This window comes from Caballeronia sp. LjRoot34 (genome assembly GCF_964253815.1).
Taxonomy (GTDB): Bacteria; Pseudomonadota; Gammaproteobacteria; order Burkholderiales; family Burkholderiaceae; genus Caballeronia.
This window is the reverse complement of the sequence record NZ_CAXUSB020000001.1, coordinates 4,274,314-4,294,217: the sequence shown is the minus strand read 5'-3', so window position 1 is coordinate 4,294,217 and position 19,904 is coordinate 4,274,314. Positions and strand designations below refer to the sequence as shown.

The window sequence follows — 19,904 nt, the reverse complement described above, 5'->3', positions numbered from 1 at the left end:
TCGCCGGTCGGATATGCCGGCGATTGAGCCTGCAGCGGCTTGGGTAAAACGAGCGGGGTCTGACGTTTTACCGGTTTCGAGCCGTTGCCGAACCATCAGATAAGCATCAAGAAAGACGAAGCGAACGACTATGAGCGAAGGCGTATATGGAGAGCAGGCCACAGGGCGGGTGACCCATGGTTTGCTGCGGTTGAGCACGGCGATGCGTAGCCAGGCGTGGGAATGGGCTGAGGGTGCGGGCTTGACGCCGACCCAGGGCGAAATTCTCGTGCTGCTGATGCAGCGGCGCGGTCCAATGCGGCTTGGCGAGATCGCACGGGAAACGGCGTTGACCGCCGCGACCACGAGCGATGCCGTCAGCACGCTGGAAGGCAAGGGTCTGGTCGAAAAGCGCCGCGCGCTGGACGACGGGCGCGCGCTGGCAGTACGCCTGACCGCACGCGGAAAGACGGCAGCCAAGAAGGCGCTGGTATGGCCGGAGTTCTTGTCGAAGGCAGTCGGCACGTTGAAAGTCGATGAGCAGTCGCAGTTGTACCGCAGCTTGCTCAAGACCATTCGACAGCTCGAAGTGGTGCAGCAGATTCCGCCGCATCGCATGTGCCTGAGCTGCACGCACCTTGAAGCGAGCAAGAACCCGAAGAAGACGCCGCATCACTGCGCGTTGCTGAACATCGACATGGCCGATACCGACCTGCGTCTCGATTGTTCGGTATACGAAGAAGGCGATCTCGCCAAGCAGAAGAAGAACTGGAAGATCTTCGCGCAGGTCGCGTAAGCGTCGCTGCCTGAAGCTTCACGTTCGCCGTCCGTGCTTCGCGCCCTGAGCGCGAAGCACGCCGGTCTCGGTTAGACTATTCGAGCCGCGCGCCCGTTGGCGGTGCGCTGGCTGCTCGACCGCGCCTCTCCCTTGTGCGCCGCCTGATGCTGCGCGTACTGATCCCAGCTTGCCCGCTCTCCTGGATGACCGCCGATGAAACGTGAAGTCCTGGCGATACGCCACGTCTATTTCGAAGATCTCGGCAGCCTGGAACTGGTGCTGGGCGATCGTGGCCAACTGGTACGTTATCTCGACGTGGGGCGCGCTCGCATCGACGCTCCTAATCCGCTCGATACATCGTTAATGGTCGTCCTTGGCGGCCCGATCGGCGCTTACGATGACGCGCTGTTTCCCCATTTGAATCCGTTGCTCGCCATGCTGGAAAAGCGCATTGCGGCGGGGTTGCCGACTATCGGCATCTGCCTGGGTGCGCAGTTGATTGCCCGGGCGCTCGGGGCGAAGGTTTATCCGGCGGCGCAAAAGGAACTCGGCTGGAAGGCGCTGACCCTGACCGAAGCGGGACGGGCTTCTGCTTTGCGGCATTTCGATGTGGACGGTCAGCCGACACCGGTTCTCCATTGGCATGGCGATACCTTCGATCTTCCCGATGGCGCCATGCGGCTTGCATCTACCGATGTTTGCGAGAATCAGGCTTTCAGTTGGGGCGATCACGTTCTGGGCTTGCAATGCCATCCGGAAATCCTGGTCGACCGGTTTGAAAGTTGGCTTGTTGCGTATCCGGGCGAAGTGGCGGAATGCGGGACGACGGTGACCGCCTTACGCGCCGATACGGTTCGGCATGGACCGGCGTTGGAGCGCGCCGCGCGGAAGATGTTTGGCGAATGGCTGGACCGCTTTGAGCCAGCGAAATAAAGGTTTTCGCTCGCGCTGGTGGACGGGTGTTAGGTTTTGGGGGTAGTGGTCGGGGTTGGTGCTGGGGTGGTCGGTTCTGGCGTTAGTGGTCGGAGTCAATGCTGGGTTGCTGCTTTCGGGGTTAGTGGTCTGCGAGAGTTGGATTTTCTCTTTATCACTGTTAGCCACTGTGCGTGGCGGCACGTCATTTCTTTGTCCAAAGCGACAAAGAAACGAAGCAAAGAAAACGCTTTAACCGCTCTACCCTAAGTGTCCACAGCGTGCAGTTTTGATTCATAGGTGCCCCAAAAGCACGGTGCTCGCCAGAGCGACGGATGTTTGAAACCCTCCTTCTCCGAACACGGATACCCACACGCTTCGCCACCAGTGATTGAACCTGCCCAAGGGGCACCCCGCGCTATCCGCGGACAACCTCCCGCCAAATCAGTACGCGCCGCGAACCTCGTCGCCAACCCGCCAAGAAACGAGGCCCCAACAATGCGTAAGGCCGTAACCGACGAAAATAACGGTGTAGGCCGCGTAGCCAACTCACCAAAGACCGAGGCAGTAAATACGCGTGACGTCGAGCTGTTACGGATCAAGCTGTGACCCACGAAATAAGCGAGCCGACCAAGCAGCCAACCCACCAAAAAAACGAAGCATGCAGAACGCGCGAGGCCGTACCGGTTCCTGGGCACTTCGTGCTTGCCCGAGAGCGTACGGGGCGAAGCGTGTTCGTGTCAGGATTCGCGAGAAGGAGGGGTTCACACATCCGTGGCTCTGGCGAGCACCGTGCTTTTGGGGCACCTATGAATAGAAACTGCACGCTGTGGACACTTAGGGTAGCGTGTTTGAAAGCGTTTTCTTTGCTTCGTTTCTTTGTCGCTTTGGACAAAGAAATGACGTGCCGCCACGCACAGTGGCTAACAGTGATAAAGAGAAAATCCGACTCTCGCAGACCACCACGGCCGAAAGCACCAACCCGGCATAGACCCCGACCGCTAACCCCAGAACCGACCAACCCAGCATTGACCCCGACCACTACCCCCAGAACCAAGCACCCTGACCCCGCGACCACCAACCCCCAGAACAGAACGCCCCAAAACCAAAACCCCGAGTGCGAACGGCCCGCCCTCAAAGTGCTATTCTGAAACGCCCTTTTCCTCCGGAAACCCTCCCATGAGCGCTCTGTTTTCGCCCTTCACGCTGCGAAGCGTGACGCTTCCGAACCGCATCGTGGTCTCACCGATGTGCCAATACTCTGCCGAACGCGGCGAAGCCACCGCATGGCACATGATCCACCTCGGACACCTCGCGCTCTCGGGCGCCGGCATGCTCTGCCTCGAAGCAACCGCAGTCGAACCCGATGGCCGCATCACCCCCGGCGACCTCGGCCTCTGGGACGACGTGACCGAAGCCGCGCTCAAACCCGTCATCGACGCCATTCGAAAATATTCGCACATCGCCATCACGATGCAGCTCGGCCACGCGGGCCGCAAAGCGTCGAGCGCGGTGCCTTGGGAAGGCGGTCAACTGATCCCCGTATCAGAAGGCGGCTGGATGCCCTCGGCGCCATCGGCGATTCCGCATAAGGAAAGCGAAACACCGCCGCTAGCCCTCGACGCAGCCGGCCTGATCCGCATACGCGAAGCCTTCGTGGCGACAGCGAAGCGGGCCGCACGCCTGGGCCTGGATGCACTCGAAGTGCACGCGGCCCACGGTTATCTGCTGCATCAGTTTCTCTCACCGCTCGCCAACCAGCGCACCGATGAATACGGCGGCTCGCTCGAAAACCGCATGCGTTTTCCGCTCGAAGTCTTCGACGCCGTGCGCGCCGCTTTTCCCGCCGATAAACCCGTCGGCCTGCGTGTGTCGGCATCGGATTGGGTGGAAGGTGGCTGGGATCTCGAGCAGACGATCGTGTTCGTGAAGGAGTTGCAGAAACACAAGGTGGACTGGATCGATGTATCGTCGGGCGGCGTTTCACCGCTGCAAAAAATTCCGCTATCGCCGGGTTATCAACTGCCGTTCGCAAAAGCCATCAAGGAAGCGACGGGCGTGAATACCATGGGCGTGGGTCTTATCACCGACCCGCAGCATGCCGAAGAAATTATTGAGTCGGGCGAGGCGGATCTCGTCGCGTTGGCGCGTGCGCTGCTCTACAATCCGCGCTGGCCGTGGCACGCGGCCGCGCAACTGGGTGCGACCGTCGAAGCGCCGCCGCAATACTGGCGCTCGCAGCCGCGCGAACAAAAAGCGTTGTTCGGCGATATCTCGTTCGGTCAGCGCTGAAACTCGCGGCTTGAATTTATGGAGCGGTTGAACTCGTGCGCGCCTAACGTGTACGATGCCGTTGTTCGCCCGCATGGTTTCACCCTCACGCGGGCGGCGAAGGACAGTGAATTGCAGCACATGAAGCAACCGAAGCAACCAGCGCAATGAGAAGGACAGCAACGCGGCGGCGCCTCGCATTCAGGCCGCCGCGTTTTTTTAATCCACGTTCCGGTTCGTCACCGTTCGCGTGAAACCGGGACGAGGCGAAGTTCAAGCGTCTGCTAAGCCAAACCGATTCGTTTTAAAGGATTCATTCGATGAGTTCACGGAGGGTCGCCGTCCGCCGTTCGGGCATACACGGCAAGGGCGTGTTCGCCGCGATGCCGCTCGCCAAAGGCGAACGGATAATCGAGTACAAAGGCGAACGCATTTCGTGGAAAGAGGCGTTGCGCCGTCATCCGCACAACCCGGACGAGCCGAACCATACGTTCTATTTCGCGCTCGAAAACGGCAAAGTGATTGACGGCAAGGTCGACGGCAACAGCGCACGCTACATCAACCATTCGTGCGCGCCGAATTGCGAAGCCGAAGAGAAGGAAGGGCGCGTGTTCATCCACGCGCTGCGTGCGATCAAGGAAGATGAAGAGCTGTACTACGACTACGGTCTCGTCATCGACGGTCGCATCACGAAGAAGCTCAAGCAGGAATACGAATGCCGCTGCGGCGCCAAAAAGTGCCGCGGCACCATGCTGGCGTTGAAGAAGAAAAAGTAGGGCTTTCGTAGAGCGTGGCAGCAAAAAAACGCCGCGGCAGGGTTTCCTCCGTGGCGTTTTTCTATGCCGTTTTCAAAGGCATCCGCACGATGAAGCGCGCGCCGCCTTCGGGCGCTGGAGCATCTTCGTAATGCACGCTGCCGTTGTGCAGGACCATGATGTCGTGGACGATCGCGAGACCCAGTCCGGCGCCGCCTTCCACGCCGTGGCCATCGCCGCGAAAAAAGCGCTTGAACAGATCCGGCTGCTGTTCCAGAGGCACGCCCGGGCCGTTATCTTCCACCACGATTTCGCCCATCCTCCGGCCGGTTTCTTCTACAGTTTGCGTCACCGTAACGGTCACGCGCGCGCCTTCGGCCCGCGAGGTGGGCACGTATTTCAGCGCGTTATCGATGAGATTGCCGATCACCTCGCGCACCAGCACGAGATTGCCGCGCACGATCAGGGGATGTTCGTTATCGGGATCGTCGAGACGCTGAAAGCCCATGTCGACACGCACAGCCAGCGCGCGCGGCACCCATTCGGCGCCGGTTTCGAACGCGAGCGTGGCGTAATCGAAGTCGGTGAAACGCGCCGCTTGTTCACCCGGCTCGGCGCGGGCGAGCGAGAGCAGCTGATTCGATAAGCGCACAGCCCGATCCGCCGATGCCCGCAGTTCCTTGACCGCCTCCAGCACCTTCGCCGGGTCCTTAGCGCTCGCGGCCTGCTCGGCGTGCAGCTTCACGGCGGTGAGTGGCGTACGCAACTGATGGGCGGCATCGGCGATAAATTTGCGCTGCCCGTCCAGCGCCGTTTTCAGGCGGTCGAGCAGGGCGTTCATCGCGCTCGTCAAAGGACGAATTTCGATAGGAACAAAGGATTCGTCGACCGGTTCCAGTGACATATGGGTCTGCCGGTTGAGGGTATCGGCGAGATCGGTCAGCGGGTTGAGCTGCTGGTTCACCACGCGCCATACGATCACCCAGCCGGCCAGCAGCAGGAGCAGCAGCGGCATCATGATCGCGACCATGAACTCGACCGCTATCCGATACCGCGAGCCCACGCGCTGCGCCACTTCCACAACGATCGGATTGCCGTGCGTCTGGTCCACACGCACCTGCGCCGCACGCACGCTCGTGCCCTGAAAGTTCGTCTCGAAGACGTAAGCGTAGTGAATCCGGCGCACGTTCGTGCCGGTCAGCGGCAGATCGGGTTCGCCGGCGATCTCGCTATCGCCGTCGCTGATCCGGTAGATCAGTTGTTCGACGGGATCGGAGAACATCGCGCGGGCGAGCGGCGGCACCGTGAGCGGTGCGTCGACGCCCGCTAGCTGGATCTGCTTGGAGATAGCCGTGGCGAGATCGGCCAGTGAGCGGTCGACCACGTGCTGCGTGTATTGCCACGCAAGCCAGTACGCCATCAATCCGCTCATTAACGCGAGCAGCGACAGCGGCGCGGCAAGGCGGCGCAACAGCGAGCGGCGCAGGCTGGGCGGCACGCTCGCAGACGGGGTTGCCGAGCGCGCCAGGTGCAGCCAGTCGGCGCGGTCGAAACGTTCGTCGGGCGTGCGCCGGGGAGGGAATCGCAAGGTGCTGGTTACCGCTCGTCAGGCTGGTTATGCCATCGACAAACCGCTTACGCGGCCTGCCGGATTTCCTGCAGCAAGTAGCCGAAACCTCGCACCGTCACGATTTCCACGCGGCAGTTTTCGAGTTTCTTGCGAACCCGGTGCACGTAAACTTCAATGGCGGTGTCGCCGAGATCGCCGCCAAAGTGCGTCAGGTGATCCTGCAACTGCGCTTTGCTGACCACACGGCCGTGGCGTAGCAACAGCATTTCGAGCACGGCGAATTCACGCGGCGACAATTCCAGCGGTTTTTCGTCGTTGAAAATGCGGCGATCCACACCCGACAAGCGCAAGCCGCCCAGCGATACTTCCGGACGCGGTACATCGCCATGCGGGCCGCTGCGGCGCATCACGGCACGAATGCGCGCTTCGAGTTCGGCGGGTTCAAACGGTTTGAGCATGTAGTCGTCGGCGCCGCTGTTCAGGCCCTGGACGCGGTCATGCAGTTCGTCACGCGCGGTCAGGATAATCACTGGCGTATGACGATTGCCCTGGCGGAAACGTGACAACAGCGTCATGCCGTCGATACCCGGCAAGCCGAGATCGAGAATCACCAATTCATGGCGATTTTGCGTGAGCGCCTGCTCCGCGAAAATGCCGTCGTGGACCATATCGACGGTAAAGCCGGCTTGTTCAAGGCTACTTTGAATGCCGCGCGCGATGGGGCGGTCGTCTTCGATCAGAAGGATTCGCATGGAAGTCGCTCTTATACGATGGGTTGGGCTCGATTGTGCGTCGCGGCCGCCAGCCGGAATTGCCTACCTTTCTTTACCGCGGCGCCGTCCGAGTTATATCAGCAATCTTTTACGCCAAACGCTGCACGCGCCTCACTGTGCAGCGATTCTCCTGCGGCCGGACACGCCGGAATTCCCCGCTTCGCGGACGCCACCCCGCGGCCGGTTTCCAGCACGTCCGCTTGGTCCCTATGGCGACGAATTCGGTCGTTGAAAGAGATAAACGGACTGTCCAAACCGTATGCGCTGCTGATTGTACAGTGTCGGTCTGTGCCGCCGATGGACTGGAGTCGTCAGAACGCATAAGGCCTTGTGAAAGCTTACGCCTGTACGAGCGGTTTTCTTTCTCGTTGAAAGATTTCATTGCCGCAGACTTGCAAACACCTTTGTTTCTGCTTTCGAATAAGCGAGTTTTGGTCCCGTACAGGCTTTTCCCAGCTCGCTTATTGCGGATTTTGAATGTCATCGTCTGTAATACGGCTGTTACGCATTTGTCGCGGTAGTCAGGTTGGTAAGCGGATTTCAGGCGCTTCAGGTTATGGAATCGATGAATCGCGCGAGGGTTATATCGCGTTCTGTCAGACCTTTTGCCGTATGCGTCGAGAGCGTGATTTCCACTTTGTTGTACACATTCGACCATTCTGGATGGTGATCCATTTCCTGCGCTTTTATTGCCACGCGGGTCATGAAACCGAATGCCTCGTTGAAATCAGCGAACTTGAAACTTCGGAGAATCGAGTCGTTGTCCGGGCTGAGTTGCCAGTGCTTTAACTCTGCAAGAAGTTCGGGCAGTTCGTCGGTTGTAAGCTTCTTGATCATGTCGGGACCTCTTTGCCTTTGCATTAGCGATGGCTATTCTGGGCGCAAGGACCACGCCTGCGGCCAGGAGAACACGCGGTAAGCTTGCGTCTTTCGGCTTTTCACGCAGGATATCCACATGGTCGACCTCGATCACTTTGATCTCGCGCTGCTCGACGTTCTTCAGCGCTTCGGCCGCGCGACGCATCAACAACTCGGCGAGGAAGTGCCGCTGTCGCCATCGCAGATCGGTCGCCGCTTGCAACGCCTGGAGGCGACCGGCGTGATCGATGGTTACCGGGTTGTGCTGCGTCCCGAAAAACTCGGCCTCGGCGTGACCGCTTTCACGAGCCTTAAGCTGAAGCATCACGGCGATACCGCTATCGACCAGTTCCAGCAGCAGATCGAGGCGTTGCCCGAAGTGCTCGAATGCCATGCGACGGTTGGCGACGCAGATTACCTGTTGCGAATCGTCGCGCCGGATTTGAACGCGCTGTCAACGTTCGTCATGAAAAAACTGATGCGAGTTCCCGGCGTGGACAGCGTGCGCTCCAATATCGTGCTGACCACATTCAAGCGCAACGGGCCGCTGCCGCTGGGACATCTCGCAGCCACTCCGCCCGATTCCGCCGATTAAGCCGGCTCGCTCAGCAGATCGACATACGCGACCGGCACGAGGTCGCTCACCGACACGCCAAGCTTCGCAAACAATTCCTCTGCTTCCTTTTCGCCGCCGGCTTCGTCGTCATCCTGGGCGAGCAGTACTTCCAGTTCGATGAAATCGCCCAGTCCGTCCACGCGGTCCAGATGAATCCGCGTGCGCCCGACGATATAAACGTGCCGCTCCTTATTCACGATGCCGCGCGTGTTCAGCGCCTGTGCGAGCAGGGCGTGGGTGGCTTCGGGGTTGGTGACCGGGCTGCGCGAGTAATACGACACTTTCGGGCCGTCGCGGTCGTCGCGTTGATAGAAAATCAGTTCGGCCGGCGTGTTGTCGTCGAATTGACGCAGTTTAAGGCGGCCGTTTGGCACATCGTAGAAAAAATCCTGCTGGCGATAGATCATCGGCGGTTCGCTGGCCAGCGCTGCTGCGCGCGCCAGAAGCTGGTCGAACTGATGCGCGCGAGCCTTGATTTCGATATTGCGTGCCATGTTGGATTTCCTGTTCACGTGGGCGCCAGATGCGCGTCCCTCAGACTAACAAAATTTGATGACCGGAAGATTCATCGGCTTCCGGTCATGACGTTCATAACGGTTGTTCAGGCGACTAGGTCGCCCATTGATCTTCAATCAGACGTAACGCCGCCGCGATACTCGGCTCCTCGCGGCGCTCCGCCAGCACGATGAACGAAAGCTGGGTAGGCACCGTGACGCCCTCCACGATAGTCAGCGCGTGCGCATGCGCTTCAGCCAGCGCGATGGAATCGCGCACGAGTGTCAGGCCCACGCCCGACTTGACCAGATCGAGCATTGATGGCTCCTGGTCCACTTCCGCGACTTTGACCGGCTGGACCCCGTGGGCGTCGAAGATCCGCGTGAGCAAGCGGTTATGAGCCGATTCCGCCGGCGTCCAGATCCAGGGCAGCCGGGCCAGCGCCACCCAGCCAATTGCCCCACCTTCTGCGCGATCGGGCCGGTTCACGCGCTCCTTCCAGCCCGCCGGCGCCAGCACGCGATACAGATACGGCTTCAACTGTACGACATGAAAGCGCTCCGGATCGCGGGGTTCATCGATTGCCGGATCGCCGATATAAAACCCCACATCGAGATCGCGCGCCTTGATGCGCTCGAGCACCCAGCCTGACATGCCATGCCGCAAAGCGGTTTCGATGCGCGGATACGTTTCCACGAGCGCCCGCAAGAAGCCGCCCAGACGCAGGAATTCGGGATCGAGGATCGTCCCGATGGTCAGGCGGCCGCTGACCTCATGTCGAAGCGCGGCGGCCACGCGCCGGACCTCGCTCGCGGCCGTCAAGGCTCGCTCGGCGTGGGGCAGGAGGGCTTCACCGTCGCGCGTGAGGATCAGGCCATGCGACGTCCGCGAAAACAACGTGACGCCCAGCGTCTCCTGCAGGTTCTTGATCTGCAAGCTGACGGCGGGCTGCGACACGTGCAACAACACGGCCGCGCGCGTGAGATTGCCTTCGCGGGCGACGGTGACAAATGCGCGGAGAAGAGTCAGGTCCATGCCTGATATTAGCCCAGCTTATAAAGCTGTTGAAGATATCTGATTGGATTGCTGCACTGCGTCCGCAGTACTTTGTGCGTTTGGGATAGAGCGAAGCCGTTTGAAGCGGCTTGGGCAGGAGACACGGATGAAACAGGATGCGCGCAAGCTTGAAGGCGAATTTGATTACATCATCGTGGGTGCGGGAACGGCGGGGTGCGTGCTTGCCAACCGGCTGACCGAAGATGCCGATGTGAGTGTGCTGCTGCTGGAAGCCGGCGGCAGGGATAACTACCACTGGATTCACGTGCCGGTCGGATATCTGTATTGCATTGGCAATCCGCGCACGGACTGGCTTTACAAGACGCAGGCTGAAGCCGGACTCGACGGGCGATCGCTTTCGTATCCGCGAGGCCGCGTGCTGGGCGGTTGTTCGTCGATCAACGGCATGATCTACATGCGTGGGCAGCGCGAGGATTACGACGACTGGGCCCGCGTTACCGGGGACCGCGACTGGTCCTGGGATTCGGTGTTGCCGGTGTTCAAGCGCAGTGAAGATCACCACGGCGGTGGGAATCAATGGCATGGCGCCGGGGGCGAATGGCGTGTCGAGAAACAGCGGTTGAAGTGGAAGGTGCTGGAAACATTCGCGCAGGCGGCTCAGGAGAGCGGTCTTCCTGCTACTGACGATTTCAATCGTGGCGACAACACGGGTGTTGGTTACTTCGATGTGAACCAGCGCAGCGGGATCCGGTGGAATGCATCGAAGGCATTTTTGCGGCCGGCGATGAAGCGGCCCAATCTCACCATCATCACGGGTGCTCATACGCAGCGGCTGGTGATGGAGGGCAAGCGTTGCGTGGGCGTGGAATATCGTGGTGGCGACACGGACTATCTGGCCAAGTCGCGATGCGAAGTGATTCTGAGTGCGGGCGCGGTGAATTCGCCGCAATTGCTGGAGTTGTCCGGTATTGGGAATGGGGCGCGGCTGCGGCAACTGGGTATCGACGTCGTGCAGGACCTGCGGGGTGTTGGGGAGAATTTGCAGGATCATCTACAGCTTAGGATGGCTTACAAAGTGCATGGCGTGCGGACGTTGAACACGTTGTCGGCGCATTGGTGGGGTAAGGCGTGGATTGGCTTGCAGTACGTGTTGACGCGAAGCGGGCCGATGTCGATGGCGCCGTCGCAACTGGGGGCGTTCGCGAAGTCCAATCCGGATGATTTGACCATTACGCGGCCGGATGTGGAGTATCACGTGCAGCCGTTGTCGCTTGACCGGTTTGGGGAGCCGTTGCATTCGTTCAATGCGTTCACGGCTTCGGTGTGTCCGTTGCGGCCGACGTCGCGGGGGAGTGTTCATATTGCGACGCCGGATGCGCGGGATGCGCCTTTGATTGCGCCTAATTATTTGTCGACTGATCGTGATCGTGAGGTTGCGGTCAATGCGTTGCGTTTGACTCGGCGGATTGTGAGCGCGCCGGCGTTGGCGAAGTATTCGCCGGAGGAGATTTTGCCGGGAACGGCGTTTCAGACGGACGCGGAGCTTGCTGTTGCGGCGGGGAAAGTCGGGACGACTATTTTTCATCCGGTGGGTACATGTCGGATGGGGGCGGATAACGATCCGGCGGCCGTTGTTGATGGGCGGTTGCGCGTGATTGGGGTGAGCGGGTTGCGGGTGGTTGATGCATCGGTGATGCCGACGATTACCTCTGGCAACACGAATTCCCCGACGTTGATGATCGCTGAGCGGGCTAGCGAGATGATTCGCGCCGATCGACGGTTTTTGTTTTCGCTCGCGCCGGTGGACGGAATGTCTAGTTGATTTCGCTCGCGCCGGTGGACGGGGTTTGGTGGTTTTGGGTTAGGGGGCGGGGTTGCTGGGTTAGCGGTCGGGGTTGGTGCTGGAGTGCCAGGTTCCGGGGTTAGCGGCCGGAGTCTATGCCGGTTGGTGTTTTCAGCCGTGGTGGTCTGCGAGAGTCGGATTTTCTCTTTATCACTATTAGCCACTGTGCGTGGCGGCACGTCATTTCTTTGTCCAAAGCGACAAAGAAACGAAGCAAAGAAAACGCTTTCAACCACGCTACCCTAAGTGTCCACAGCGTGCAGTTTTCATTCATGGGTGCCCCAAAAGCACGGTGCTCGCCAGAGCCTCGGATGTGTGAACCCCTCCTTCTCCGAACACCGATACCCACACGCTTCGCCACCAGTGATTGAACCTGCCCAAGGAGCACCCCGCGCTATCCGCGGACGACCTCCCTCCAAATTTGTACGCGCCTCGAACCACGTCGCCAACCCTGCTGAAAACGAGGTCGCGAAGATGCGGGTGGCCGCAACCGACGAAAATAGCTGTACAGAATGCGCAGCCAATTCACAGAAACTGAAGCAGTAAACACAAACACGCATGAAGCTGTGGCCTATGAATACGGTCGCACGGACCAGATAGCTAATCCGTCAAAACCGCAGCCGTAAATACCTGTAAGGCCGTGCAGGTTCCTTAGCAATGGTGCTTGCCCGAGAGCGTACGGGGCGAAGCGTGTTCGTGTCAGGATTCGCGAGAAGGAGGGTTTCACACATCCGTGGTGCTGGCGAGCACCGTGCTTTTGGGGCACCCATGAATGAAAACTGCACGCTGTGGACACTTAGGGTAGAGCGGTTAAAGCGCTTTCTTTGCTTCGTTTCTTTGTCGCTTTGGACAAAGAAATGACGTGCCGCCACGCACAGTGGCTAATAGTGATAAAGAGAAAATCCGACTCTCGCAGACCGCTAAGGCCGAAAGCACCAACCCAGCATAGACCCTGACCGCTAACCCCGGAACCTGGCACCCCAGCACCAACTCCAACCGCTAACCCAGCGACCCCGACCAACCCCAACCGCTAACTCAGCAACCCCGGCAACCCCGCCCCCTAACCCCGAAACACCGCCAAAACCGTCCACCGGTGCGAACGAAATCCCCGTGCGAACGAAAAAACCTCCTTAAAACTAAGTGCAAATCCCGATGATTGCGCTGCATCATTGGCGCGACAATAAGGCGTGCGCGCTTGATGCACCGCAGGTCTGCATCACCATTGTGCAGCACGCAAGAAGTGCAACAGCAGCAGCGCAATAACCCAGACCAACACCGCCAGCAAAATCACGGGGCATGCGCCAAAAGCGCGCCGAGCTGAAGCTGAAACAAAGGCTCAAACAAAGCACGGAAGGGGACATGATTCTCGGCGATACGATTCTGGAAACCCGCGGCCTGACAAAAGAGTTCAAAGGCTTCACCGCCGTCAACGGCGTGAACCTGCGCGTGCGGCGCGGCTCCATCCACGCATTGATCGGCCCCAACGGCGCGGGCAAAACAACCTGCTTCAACCTGCTCACCAAATTCCTTGAACCCACCGCAGGACAAATCGTCTTCAACGGCATCGACATCACCGGCGAACGCCCCGCGCAAATCGCCCGCCGCGGCGTCATCCGCTCATTCCAGATTTCCGCTGTATTCCCGCATCTGACAGTGATGCAGAACGTACGCATCGGTTTGCAACGCTCACTCGGTACATCGTTTAAATTCTGGAAAAGCGAACGCGTCCTCGACGCACTCAACGACCGCGCCATGGACCTCCTCACCCAGGTCGGCCTGACCGATTTCGCCGATACCACTACGGTCGAACTTTCCTATGGCCGCAAGCGCGCACTCGAAATCGCCACCACGCTTTCGATGGAACCCGAACTCATGCTCCTCGATGAACCCACGCAAGGCATGGGTCACGAAGACGTCGACCGCGTGACGGCGCTGATCAAGAAAGTATCAGCGGGACGCACGATCCTCATGGTCGAACACAACATGAACGTGATCGCGGGCATCTCGGACACCATCACCGTCCTTCAACGCGGCGAAGTGCTGGCCGAGGGCAGCTATGCAGAGGTATCGAAGAACGCGCTGGTGATGGAAGCCTACATGGGCAGCGCCGACGCAGCGCTCGCCGGAGCGCACGCATGAGCACGATCGTGGAAGAACGCCGCGCAGAACAATCGCGCGAAGCATCGACTCAGGAGCCGGCGCTAGAGCTCGTCGGCACGCAAGCCTGGTACGGTGAATCGCACATCCTGCACGGCGTGGACCTGACCGTGCATCGAGGCGAAGTTGTCACGCTGCTCGGACGCAACGGCGCAGGCCGCACGACAACGCTGCGCGCCATCATGGGCCTGACCGGTCGTCGCACGGGGTCGATTCGTATCGGCGGGCATGAAACCGTCGGCATGTCGACTCATAAGATCGCGCACTACGGCGTGGGTTATTGCCCGGAAGAACGCGGCATCTTTTCAAGCCTCTCGTGCGAAGAAAACCTGCTTCTGCCGCCGCTTGTAGGCCCGGCGAAAGACGCCATGTCGATCGATGAAATCTATTCGATGTTCCCCAATCTCAAGGAACGTCGCAACAGCCAGGGCACGCGTTTGTCGGGCGGCGAACAGCAGATGCTGGCGGTCGCGCGCATCCTGCGTACCGGCGCGAACCTGCTGCTGCTCGATGAAATTTCGGAAGGGCTTGCGCCTGTCATCGTTCAGACGCTCGCGCGGATGATCATGATGCTGAAGGCACGCGGCTACACCATCGTGATGGTCGAACAGAATTTTCGTTTTGCCGCACCACTCGCCGATCGCTTTTATGTCATGGAGCACGGGAAGATCGTCGAGCATTTCGACTCAGGCGAACTCGACACGAAAATGCCAGTGCTGCATGAGCTGCTCGGGGTTTGAAAAACGCTCAACATACGTTCAACGCAAGTTCAACGCATCAGCATGCGGCCAACCGCAAGAACAACAACTCAACGGAGACTGTAATGAAGAAGAAGACCCTCGCGCGCCTGTCGGGACTCTGCCTTGCGGTTGCCACGGCCACAGCTTCGCTGATGGCGGGCAACGTCCAGGCGGCCCCGGGCGACACGGTGAAGATCGGCTATATCACGGACTTGTCCGGCCTGTATGCGGACATCGACGGGCAGGGTGGCCTCGAAGCCATCCGCATGGCAATTGCGGATTTCGGCGGCAAGGTGAACGGCAAGCCGATCGAACTCGTCTACGCGGATCACCAGAACAAGGCGGATATTGCAGCATCGCGAGCGCGTGAATGGATTGACCGCGATGGCGTGAACGTGATCATCGGCGGCACGAATTCGGCAACCGCGCTGTCGACGAATCAGGTCGCCGGCGAAAAGCATATCCCGTACATCAACATTGGTGCGGGCGCGGACAACCTGACCAACGAGCAGTGCACGCCCTACACGGTTCACTACGCGTACGACACCATGGCGCTCGCCAAGGGCACGGGATCGGCCGTGACGAAGCAGGGCGGCAAGACGTGGTTCTTCCTGACGGCCGACTATGCGTTCGGCAAGGCGCTGGAAAAGAATACGTCGGACGTGGTGAAGGCTAACGGCGGCCAGGTGCTCGGCGCGGTCCGTCATCCGTTGTCGGCCTCTGACTTCTCGTCCTTCCTGTTGCAGGCGCAATCGTCGAAAGCGCAGGTGCTCGGTCTGGCGAACGCCGGCGGCGACACGATCAACTCGATCAAGGCGGCGAAGGAATTCGGCATCACCAAGACGATGAAGGTCGCGGCGCTCCTGATCTTCCTGTCGGACATCCACAGCCTGGGCCTCGAAACCGCGCAAGGCCTGGTCGCAACCGATAGCTGGTACTGGAACAAGGACGCTACAACGCGCGCCTGGGCACAGCGCTTCTTCGCCAAGACGAAGAAGATGCCGACGAGTCTTCACGCGGCTGATTACTCGGCGGTCACCACGTACCTGAAGGCGGTACAGGCGGCTGGCACGACGGATAGCGACAAGGTGATGGACCAGTTGCACAAGATCAAGATCAACGACTTCTACACGCAAAATGGCTACATTCGTGCGGACGGAAGCATGATCCACGACATGTACCTGATGCAGGTGAAGACGCCGGCGGAATCGAAGGAACCTTGGGACTACTACAAGATCACGGCGACCATCCCGGGTGATCAGGCTTTCGCCACCAAGGCTGAATCGCGCTGCGCGTTGTGGAAGTAAGCGGCGGGTTGACGGCGGCACAGCGGATGTGCGCGTGACGCCGAGCGTTTGAGGCTTCCCGTCGCTAAACGATCCGCATGATCGATCGACGCATGACGGCTTGCTCATCTTGAGCCAGGCGGCATGCGTCGAAACTACTCTGACGGCAGATTCAATGGAAATTTTCGGCATTCCGCTCGCGGCGATGATGAGCCAGTTGCTGCTCGGGCTGGTGAACGGATCGTTCTACGCCATCCTGAGCCTCGGCCTCGCGGTGATTTTCGGCCTGCTCAACGTGATCAACTTCGCCCACGGCGCGTTGTTCATGCTGGGCGCGATGATCACATGGATGGGTTTTTCGTATTTCAACGTGCCGTACTGGGCCATGCTCGTGCTCGCGCCGCTGATCGTGGGGGTGTTCGGCATCGTGATTGAACGGACGATGTTGCGCTGGCTCTACAAGCTCGATCATCTGTATGGCTTGCTGCTGACGTTCGGCTTGACGCTGGTGATTGAAGGCGTGTTCCGCTCTATCTATGGTTCATCCGGCCAGCCCTACGACGTCCCCGAACTGCTGTCCGGCGCGACGAATCTCGGCTTCATGTACCTGCCGAATTATCGTGCCTGGGTGGTGCTGGCGTCGCTGGTCGTGTGTTTTGCGACGTGGTTCGTGATCGAGAAAACGCGGCTGGGGGCGTATCTTCGCGCGGGCACCGAGAACCCGAAGATGGTCGAGGCATTCGGTATCAACGTGCCGTTGATGGTCACGCTCACCTACGGGTTCGGCGTGGCGCTCGCGGCATTCGCGGGCGTGCTTGCCGCGCCGGTGATCCAGGTGTCGCCGCTGATGGGGCAATCGATGATCATCACCGTTTTCGCGGTGGTTGTTATCGGCGGAATGGGGTCGATCATGGGATCGATCCTGACCGGCCTCGGGCTCGGCGTGATTGAAGGCCTGACGCGCGTGTTCTATCCGGAAGCCTCTGCGACCGTCGTTTTCGTGATCATGGCGCTGGTGCTGCTCGTGCGCCCGGCGGGACTTTTCGGCAAGGAAAAATGATGGTTAGGAAAGTGCTCTACGGCGTGTTGCTTGCCGGCCTGATCGCGGCGCCGTTCCTCGGCGTGTACCCGGTCTTCATGATGAAAGTGCTGTGTTTCGCGCTGTTGGCGGCCGCCTTCAATTTGTTGATCGGCTATACGGGCCTGCTTTCGTTCGGCCACGCAATGTTCCTCGCCAGCGCCGGTTATTCTGCTGGTTATGCGATCCAGACGCTCGGTTTTACGCCGGAACTCGGCGTGATTGCGGGCACGGCGATAGCGACGTTATTGGGCCTCGTGGTCGGCTTGTTCGCGATCCGGCGCCAAGGCATCTACTTCGCAATGGTCACGCTGGCGCTCGCGCAGATGGTCTATTTCGTGTTCCTTCAGGCGCCGTTCACACACGGCGAAGACGGTATGCAAGGCGTGCCGCGCGGCAAACTGTTCGGCGCAATCAGCCTCAGTTCCGACTTGACGCTCTATTACGTCGTGCTCGTGGTGATGGTGCTGGCGTTTGGTTTTATCGTGCGCGTGGTGCATTCGCCGTTCGGGCAAGTGCTGATCGCGATCAAGGAGAATGAGCCGCGCGCGATCTCGCTGGGGTACGACACGTCACGTTTCAAGCTGCTGGCGTTTGTGTTGTCGGCGGGATTGGCGGGGCTGGCCGGCGCGCTTCAAACGCTGGTGCTCGGCTTCGAGACACTCGGCGACGCCTACTGGACCATGTCCGGCCTGGTCGTGCTAATGACCCTGGTGGGTGGCATGAGCACCATGTTCGGGCCTCTGCTCGGCGCATTCATTATCGTGGCGCTGGAAAATCGTCTCGGCGATATAGGCACTGCGCTGTCTTCGCTCACGGGTATAGATTGGTTCAACTCGCTCGGAGAGTCGGTGACGATCGTGACGGGCCTGATCTTTATTGCATGCGTGTTGCTGTTCCGGCGCGGCATTGTGGGAGAAATCGTTGCACGGGTCAAACCGTTGCGCGGCTGAAGCGACGCAAGTACAAGCCTCGTAATTTAGTTGGTGATCCGAACTATAACGTTTGCGAGCCATGGTTTTCCCGCAGTTAACTGCAGTATTTAACAGGACCTGGATAAACTGGCGCCCAATAAAGGTGCTAACGTGCACCACTAGGGTAAATGCTAGGTTGTCGGTATTGGTTGCGCAATCTAATATCCGTTTCAGTTCTGTTGCACCGAATTTTGAGGTGGAGAACGAGGAGACAACGAGGCATCAAGTGCCCGACCGAAAGCGCTGTTGGATGACTCCAACAGCGCTTTTTATTTGTACTCCGCCTTCACGGGTTTTCACTTCCAAATCGATTTATTCTGCCGGGATCAAGGGGCCAGACACGGTCTTCAAACGGCTGCGATTTACATTAATTTAGTCATTTCCGTACGGGTTTTCCCCTGGCATTTTTCAATGCGTGCTTTGGCACGCATTCGCGCGTTCAAACTCCTTCAAAACGCTTGCCCCGCGTGGTTCTCGTCCGCTACACTTCCGATTCACCGACCGCATGGTCGGGATATAAAAATCGTAAAATCGCGCCAGTGAACAAAACACATTTACGGGGCATATCAATGAAGTCGGCTTTACGCTGGATCTCGACGGCGGCACTCGTCGCGAGCGTGTCCGCAGCAGCATGTACGCAGGCTTTCGCAGACGTAAAGATTGGCGTGACGTTATCCGCCACTGGCCCGGCTGCATCGCTGGGAATTCCGGAAAAAAAAACCATTGCGCTGCTGCCGAAGGAGATCGCCGGGCAGAAGATGGAATACATCGTTCTTGACGACGCGACTGACTCCACCCAAGCCGTCAAGAATGCCCGCAAGCTGACGAGTGAAGATCACGTCGACGCCCTGATTGGTTCCACGGTGGTCCCGAATTCGCTCGCGATGATCGATGTGGCGTCTGAGACCTCCACCCCAATGATCTCCATGGCCGCAGCGGCCACGATCGTCGAACCGATGGATGCAAAACGCGCGTGGGTATTCAAGACGCCGCAGAACGACATCCTGATGGCGACCGCTATCGCGCAGCATATGTCGAATCACGGCGTGAAGTCGGTGGCGTTTATTGGTTTCAGCGACGCTTATGGCGAAAGCTGGTTCAAGGAATTCACCAAGGCAGCGGATCTTGCGAAAATCAAGGTGGTCGCTAACGAACGGTTCGCGCGCAACGATACATCGGTGACAGGACAGGTTCTCAAAGCCATGTCGCAGAATCCCGATGCCGTGCTGATCGCGGGTGCGGGCACGCCGGCCGCGTTGCCGCAAAAGACGCTGAAAGAGCGGGGCTACAAGGGCAAGATCTATCAGACGCATGGCGTGGCGAACAACGACTTCCTGCGTGTGTGCGGCAAGGATTGTGAAGGCACGTTCCTGCCGGCCGGGCCGTTGCTGGTTGCCGCGCAGTTGCCCGATTCGAACCCCGTGAAGAAGGCCGCGCTGACTTATAAGCAGGCTTATGAAAGTGCGTACGGTGCGGGTTCCATATCCACGTTCGGTGGTCACGCGTGGGACGCCGGCCTGTTGCTGCAACGGGCAATTCCGATCGCGTTGAAGAAGGGACAGCCGGGCTCGCAGGCATTTCGTGAAGCGTTGCGCGCGGCTATCGAAAGCACGAAGGATTTGCCCGGTTCGCACGGGATCTTCAACATGAGCGCAAACGATCACTCAGGACTCGATCAGCGGGCGCGCGTGATGGTGGAGATCGTCGGCGGGCAGTGGAAGCTCGCCAAAGACTGACCGCGACCCACACGACGATATGAACCGACCCAAGGCGCGTTGCTTCGAACGCGCTTTTTTTTCGGG

Annotated in this window: 17 protein-coding genes; 12 read left to right on the top strand and 5 right to left on the bottom strand. The window is 59.4% G+C overall.

Annotated elements, in window-relative coordinates; all coding sequences use genetic code 11:
• The first annotated feature begins 130 nt into the window (after positions 1 to 130).
• The 4 genes from ACSQ36_RS19335 (at position 131) to ACSQ36_RS19320 (ending at position 4,716) form a co-directional block, all read left to right on the top strand.
• The gene (locus ACSQ36_RS19335) at positions 131 to 775 is read left to right on the top strand and encodes a MarR family winged helix-turn-helix transcriptional regulator (RefSeq protein ID WP_213765045.1); all 645 of its coding nucleotides are present in this window, start codon (positions 131 to 133) and stop codon (positions 773 to 775) included.
• 195 nt (positions 776 to 970) lie between these two features.
• Positions 971 to 1,690, top strand: coding sequence for a glutamine amidotransferase (locus ACSQ36_RS19330; RefSeq protein ID WP_436183034.1), 720 nt, complete (start codon positions 971 to 973; stop codon positions 1,688 to 1,690).
• 1,158 nt (positions 1,691 to 2,848) lie between these two features.
• Positions 2,849 to 3,961 (top strand): NADH:flavin oxidoreductase/NADH oxidase, encoded by a 1,113-nt coding sequence (locus ACSQ36_RS19325; RefSeq protein ID WP_436183033.1) that lies wholly within the window; start codon positions 2,849 to 2,851, stop codon positions 3,959 to 3,961.
• Positions 3,962 to 4,260: 299 nt separating this feature from the next.
• A complete protein-coding gene (locus tag ACSQ36_RS19320) occupies positions 4,261 to 4,716 on the top strand; it encodes an SET domain-containing protein (RefSeq protein ID WP_213765042.1) in 456 nt (151 codons plus the stop codon).
• A 61-nt stretch (positions 4,717 to 4,777) separates the two neighbouring features.
• Here ACSQ36_RS19320 and ACSQ36_RS19315 read toward each other — a convergent pair whose 3' ends face one another.
• The 3 genes from ACSQ36_RS19315 to ACSQ36_RS19305 all read right to left on the bottom strand — a co-directional run bounded on the left by ACSQ36_RS19315 (position 4,778) and on the right by ACSQ36_RS19305 (position 7,899).
• On the bottom strand, positions 4,778 to 6,223 hold the full coding sequence (locus ACSQ36_RS19315) for a sensor histidine kinase (protein WP_255631422.1): 1,446 nt from the start codon (positions 6,221 to 6,223) through the stop codon (positions 4,778 to 4,780).
• 107 nt (positions 6,224 to 6,330) lie between these two features.
• Positions 6,331 to 7,017, bottom strand: a complete 687-nt coding sequence (locus ACSQ36_RS19310) for a response regulator transcription factor (RefSeq protein WP_047895218.1) — start codon at positions 7,015 to 7,017, stop codon at positions 6,331 to 6,333.
• 570 nt (positions 7,018 to 7,587) lie between these two features.
• On the bottom strand, positions 7,588 to 7,899 hold the full coding sequence (locus ACSQ36_RS19305) for a 4a-hydroxytetrahydrobiopterin dehydratase (protein ID WP_213765040.1): 312 nt from the start codon (positions 7,897 to 7,899) through the stop codon (positions 7,588 to 7,590).
• Positions 7,900 to 7,993: 94 nt separating this feature from the next.
• Between ACSQ36_RS19305 and ACSQ36_RS19300 the strand changes: the two genes are divergently transcribed.
• Positions 7,994 to 8,491, top strand: a complete 498-nt coding sequence (locus tag ACSQ36_RS19300) for an Lrp/AsnC family transcriptional regulator (RefSeq protein WP_213765039.1) — start codon at positions 7,994 to 7,996, stop codon at positions 8,489 to 8,491.
• Here ACSQ36_RS19300 and ACSQ36_RS19295 read toward each other — a convergent pair.
• Together ACSQ36_RS19295 and ACSQ36_RS19290 are read right to left on the bottom strand one after the other, a co-directional pair.
• Positions 8,488 to 9,006, bottom strand: a complete 519-nt coding sequence (locus ACSQ36_RS19295) for a class IV adenylate cyclase (protein WP_436183032.1) — start codon at positions 9,004 to 9,006, stop codon at positions 8,488 to 8,490. The genes ACSQ36_RS19300 and ACSQ36_RS19295 overlap by 4 nt on opposite strands.
• Positions 9,007 to 9,121: 115 nt before the next feature.
• A complete protein-coding gene (locus ACSQ36_RS19290; protein ID WP_213765037.1) occupies positions 9,122 to 10,042 on the bottom strand; it encodes a LysR family transcriptional regulator in 921 nt (306 codons plus the stop codon).
• Between the two features lie 127 nt (positions 10,043 to 10,169).
• On the opposite strand from ACSQ36_RS19290, the gene ACSQ36_RS19285 reads away from it, so the two are divergent.
• From ACSQ36_RS19285 to ACSQ36_RS19255, 7 genes are all read left to right on the top strand, one after another.
• On the top strand, positions 10,170 to 11,846 hold the full coding sequence (locus ACSQ36_RS19285) for a GMC family oxidoreductase (RefSeq protein ID WP_436183031.1): 1,677 nt from the start codon (positions 10,170 to 10,172) through the stop codon (positions 11,844 to 11,846).
• A gap of 1,380 nt (positions 11,847 to 13,226) precedes the next feature.
• Positions 13,227 to 14,006: an ABC transporter ATP-binding protein gene (locus ACSQ36_RS19280; protein WP_213765128.1), complete on the top strand. Its 780-nt coding sequence runs from the start codon at positions 13,227 to 13,229 to the stop codon at positions 14,004 to 14,006.
• Positions 14,003 to 14,764 (top strand): ABC transporter ATP-binding protein, encoded by a 762-nt coding sequence (locus ACSQ36_RS19275; RefSeq protein WP_213765035.1) that lies wholly within the window; start codon positions 14,003 to 14,005, stop codon positions 14,762 to 14,764. Before ACSQ36_RS19280 ends, ACSQ36_RS19275 begins: the two co-directional genes overlap by 4 nt.
• Before the next feature lie 83 nt (positions 14,765 to 14,847).
• Positions 14,848 to 16,071: an ABC transporter substrate-binding protein gene (locus ACSQ36_RS19270; protein WP_213765034.1), complete on the top strand. Its 1,224-nt coding sequence runs from the start codon at positions 14,848 to 14,850 to the stop codon at positions 16,069 to 16,071.
• Between the two features lie 154 nt (positions 16,072 to 16,225).
• Positions 16,226 to 17,110 (top strand): branched-chain amino acid ABC transporter permease, encoded by an 885-nt coding sequence (locus ACSQ36_RS19265; RefSeq protein ID WP_436183030.1) that lies wholly within the window; start codon positions 16,226 to 16,228, stop codon positions 17,108 to 17,110.
• Positions 17,110 to 18,081 (top strand): branched-chain amino acid ABC transporter permease, encoded by a 972-nt coding sequence (locus ACSQ36_RS19260; protein WP_213765032.1) that lies wholly within the window; start codon positions 17,110 to 17,112, stop codon positions 18,079 to 18,081. The genes ACSQ36_RS19265 and ACSQ36_RS19260 overlap by 1 nt, the downstream gene beginning before the upstream one ends.
• A 590-nt stretch (positions 18,082 to 18,671) precedes the next feature.
• Positions 18,672 to 19,838, top strand: coding sequence for an ABC transporter substrate-binding protein (locus ACSQ36_RS19255; RefSeq protein WP_436183029.1), 1,167 nt, complete (start codon positions 18,672 to 18,674; stop codon positions 19,836 to 19,838).
• The last annotated feature ends 66 nt before the right edge of the window (positions 19,839 to 19,904 follow it).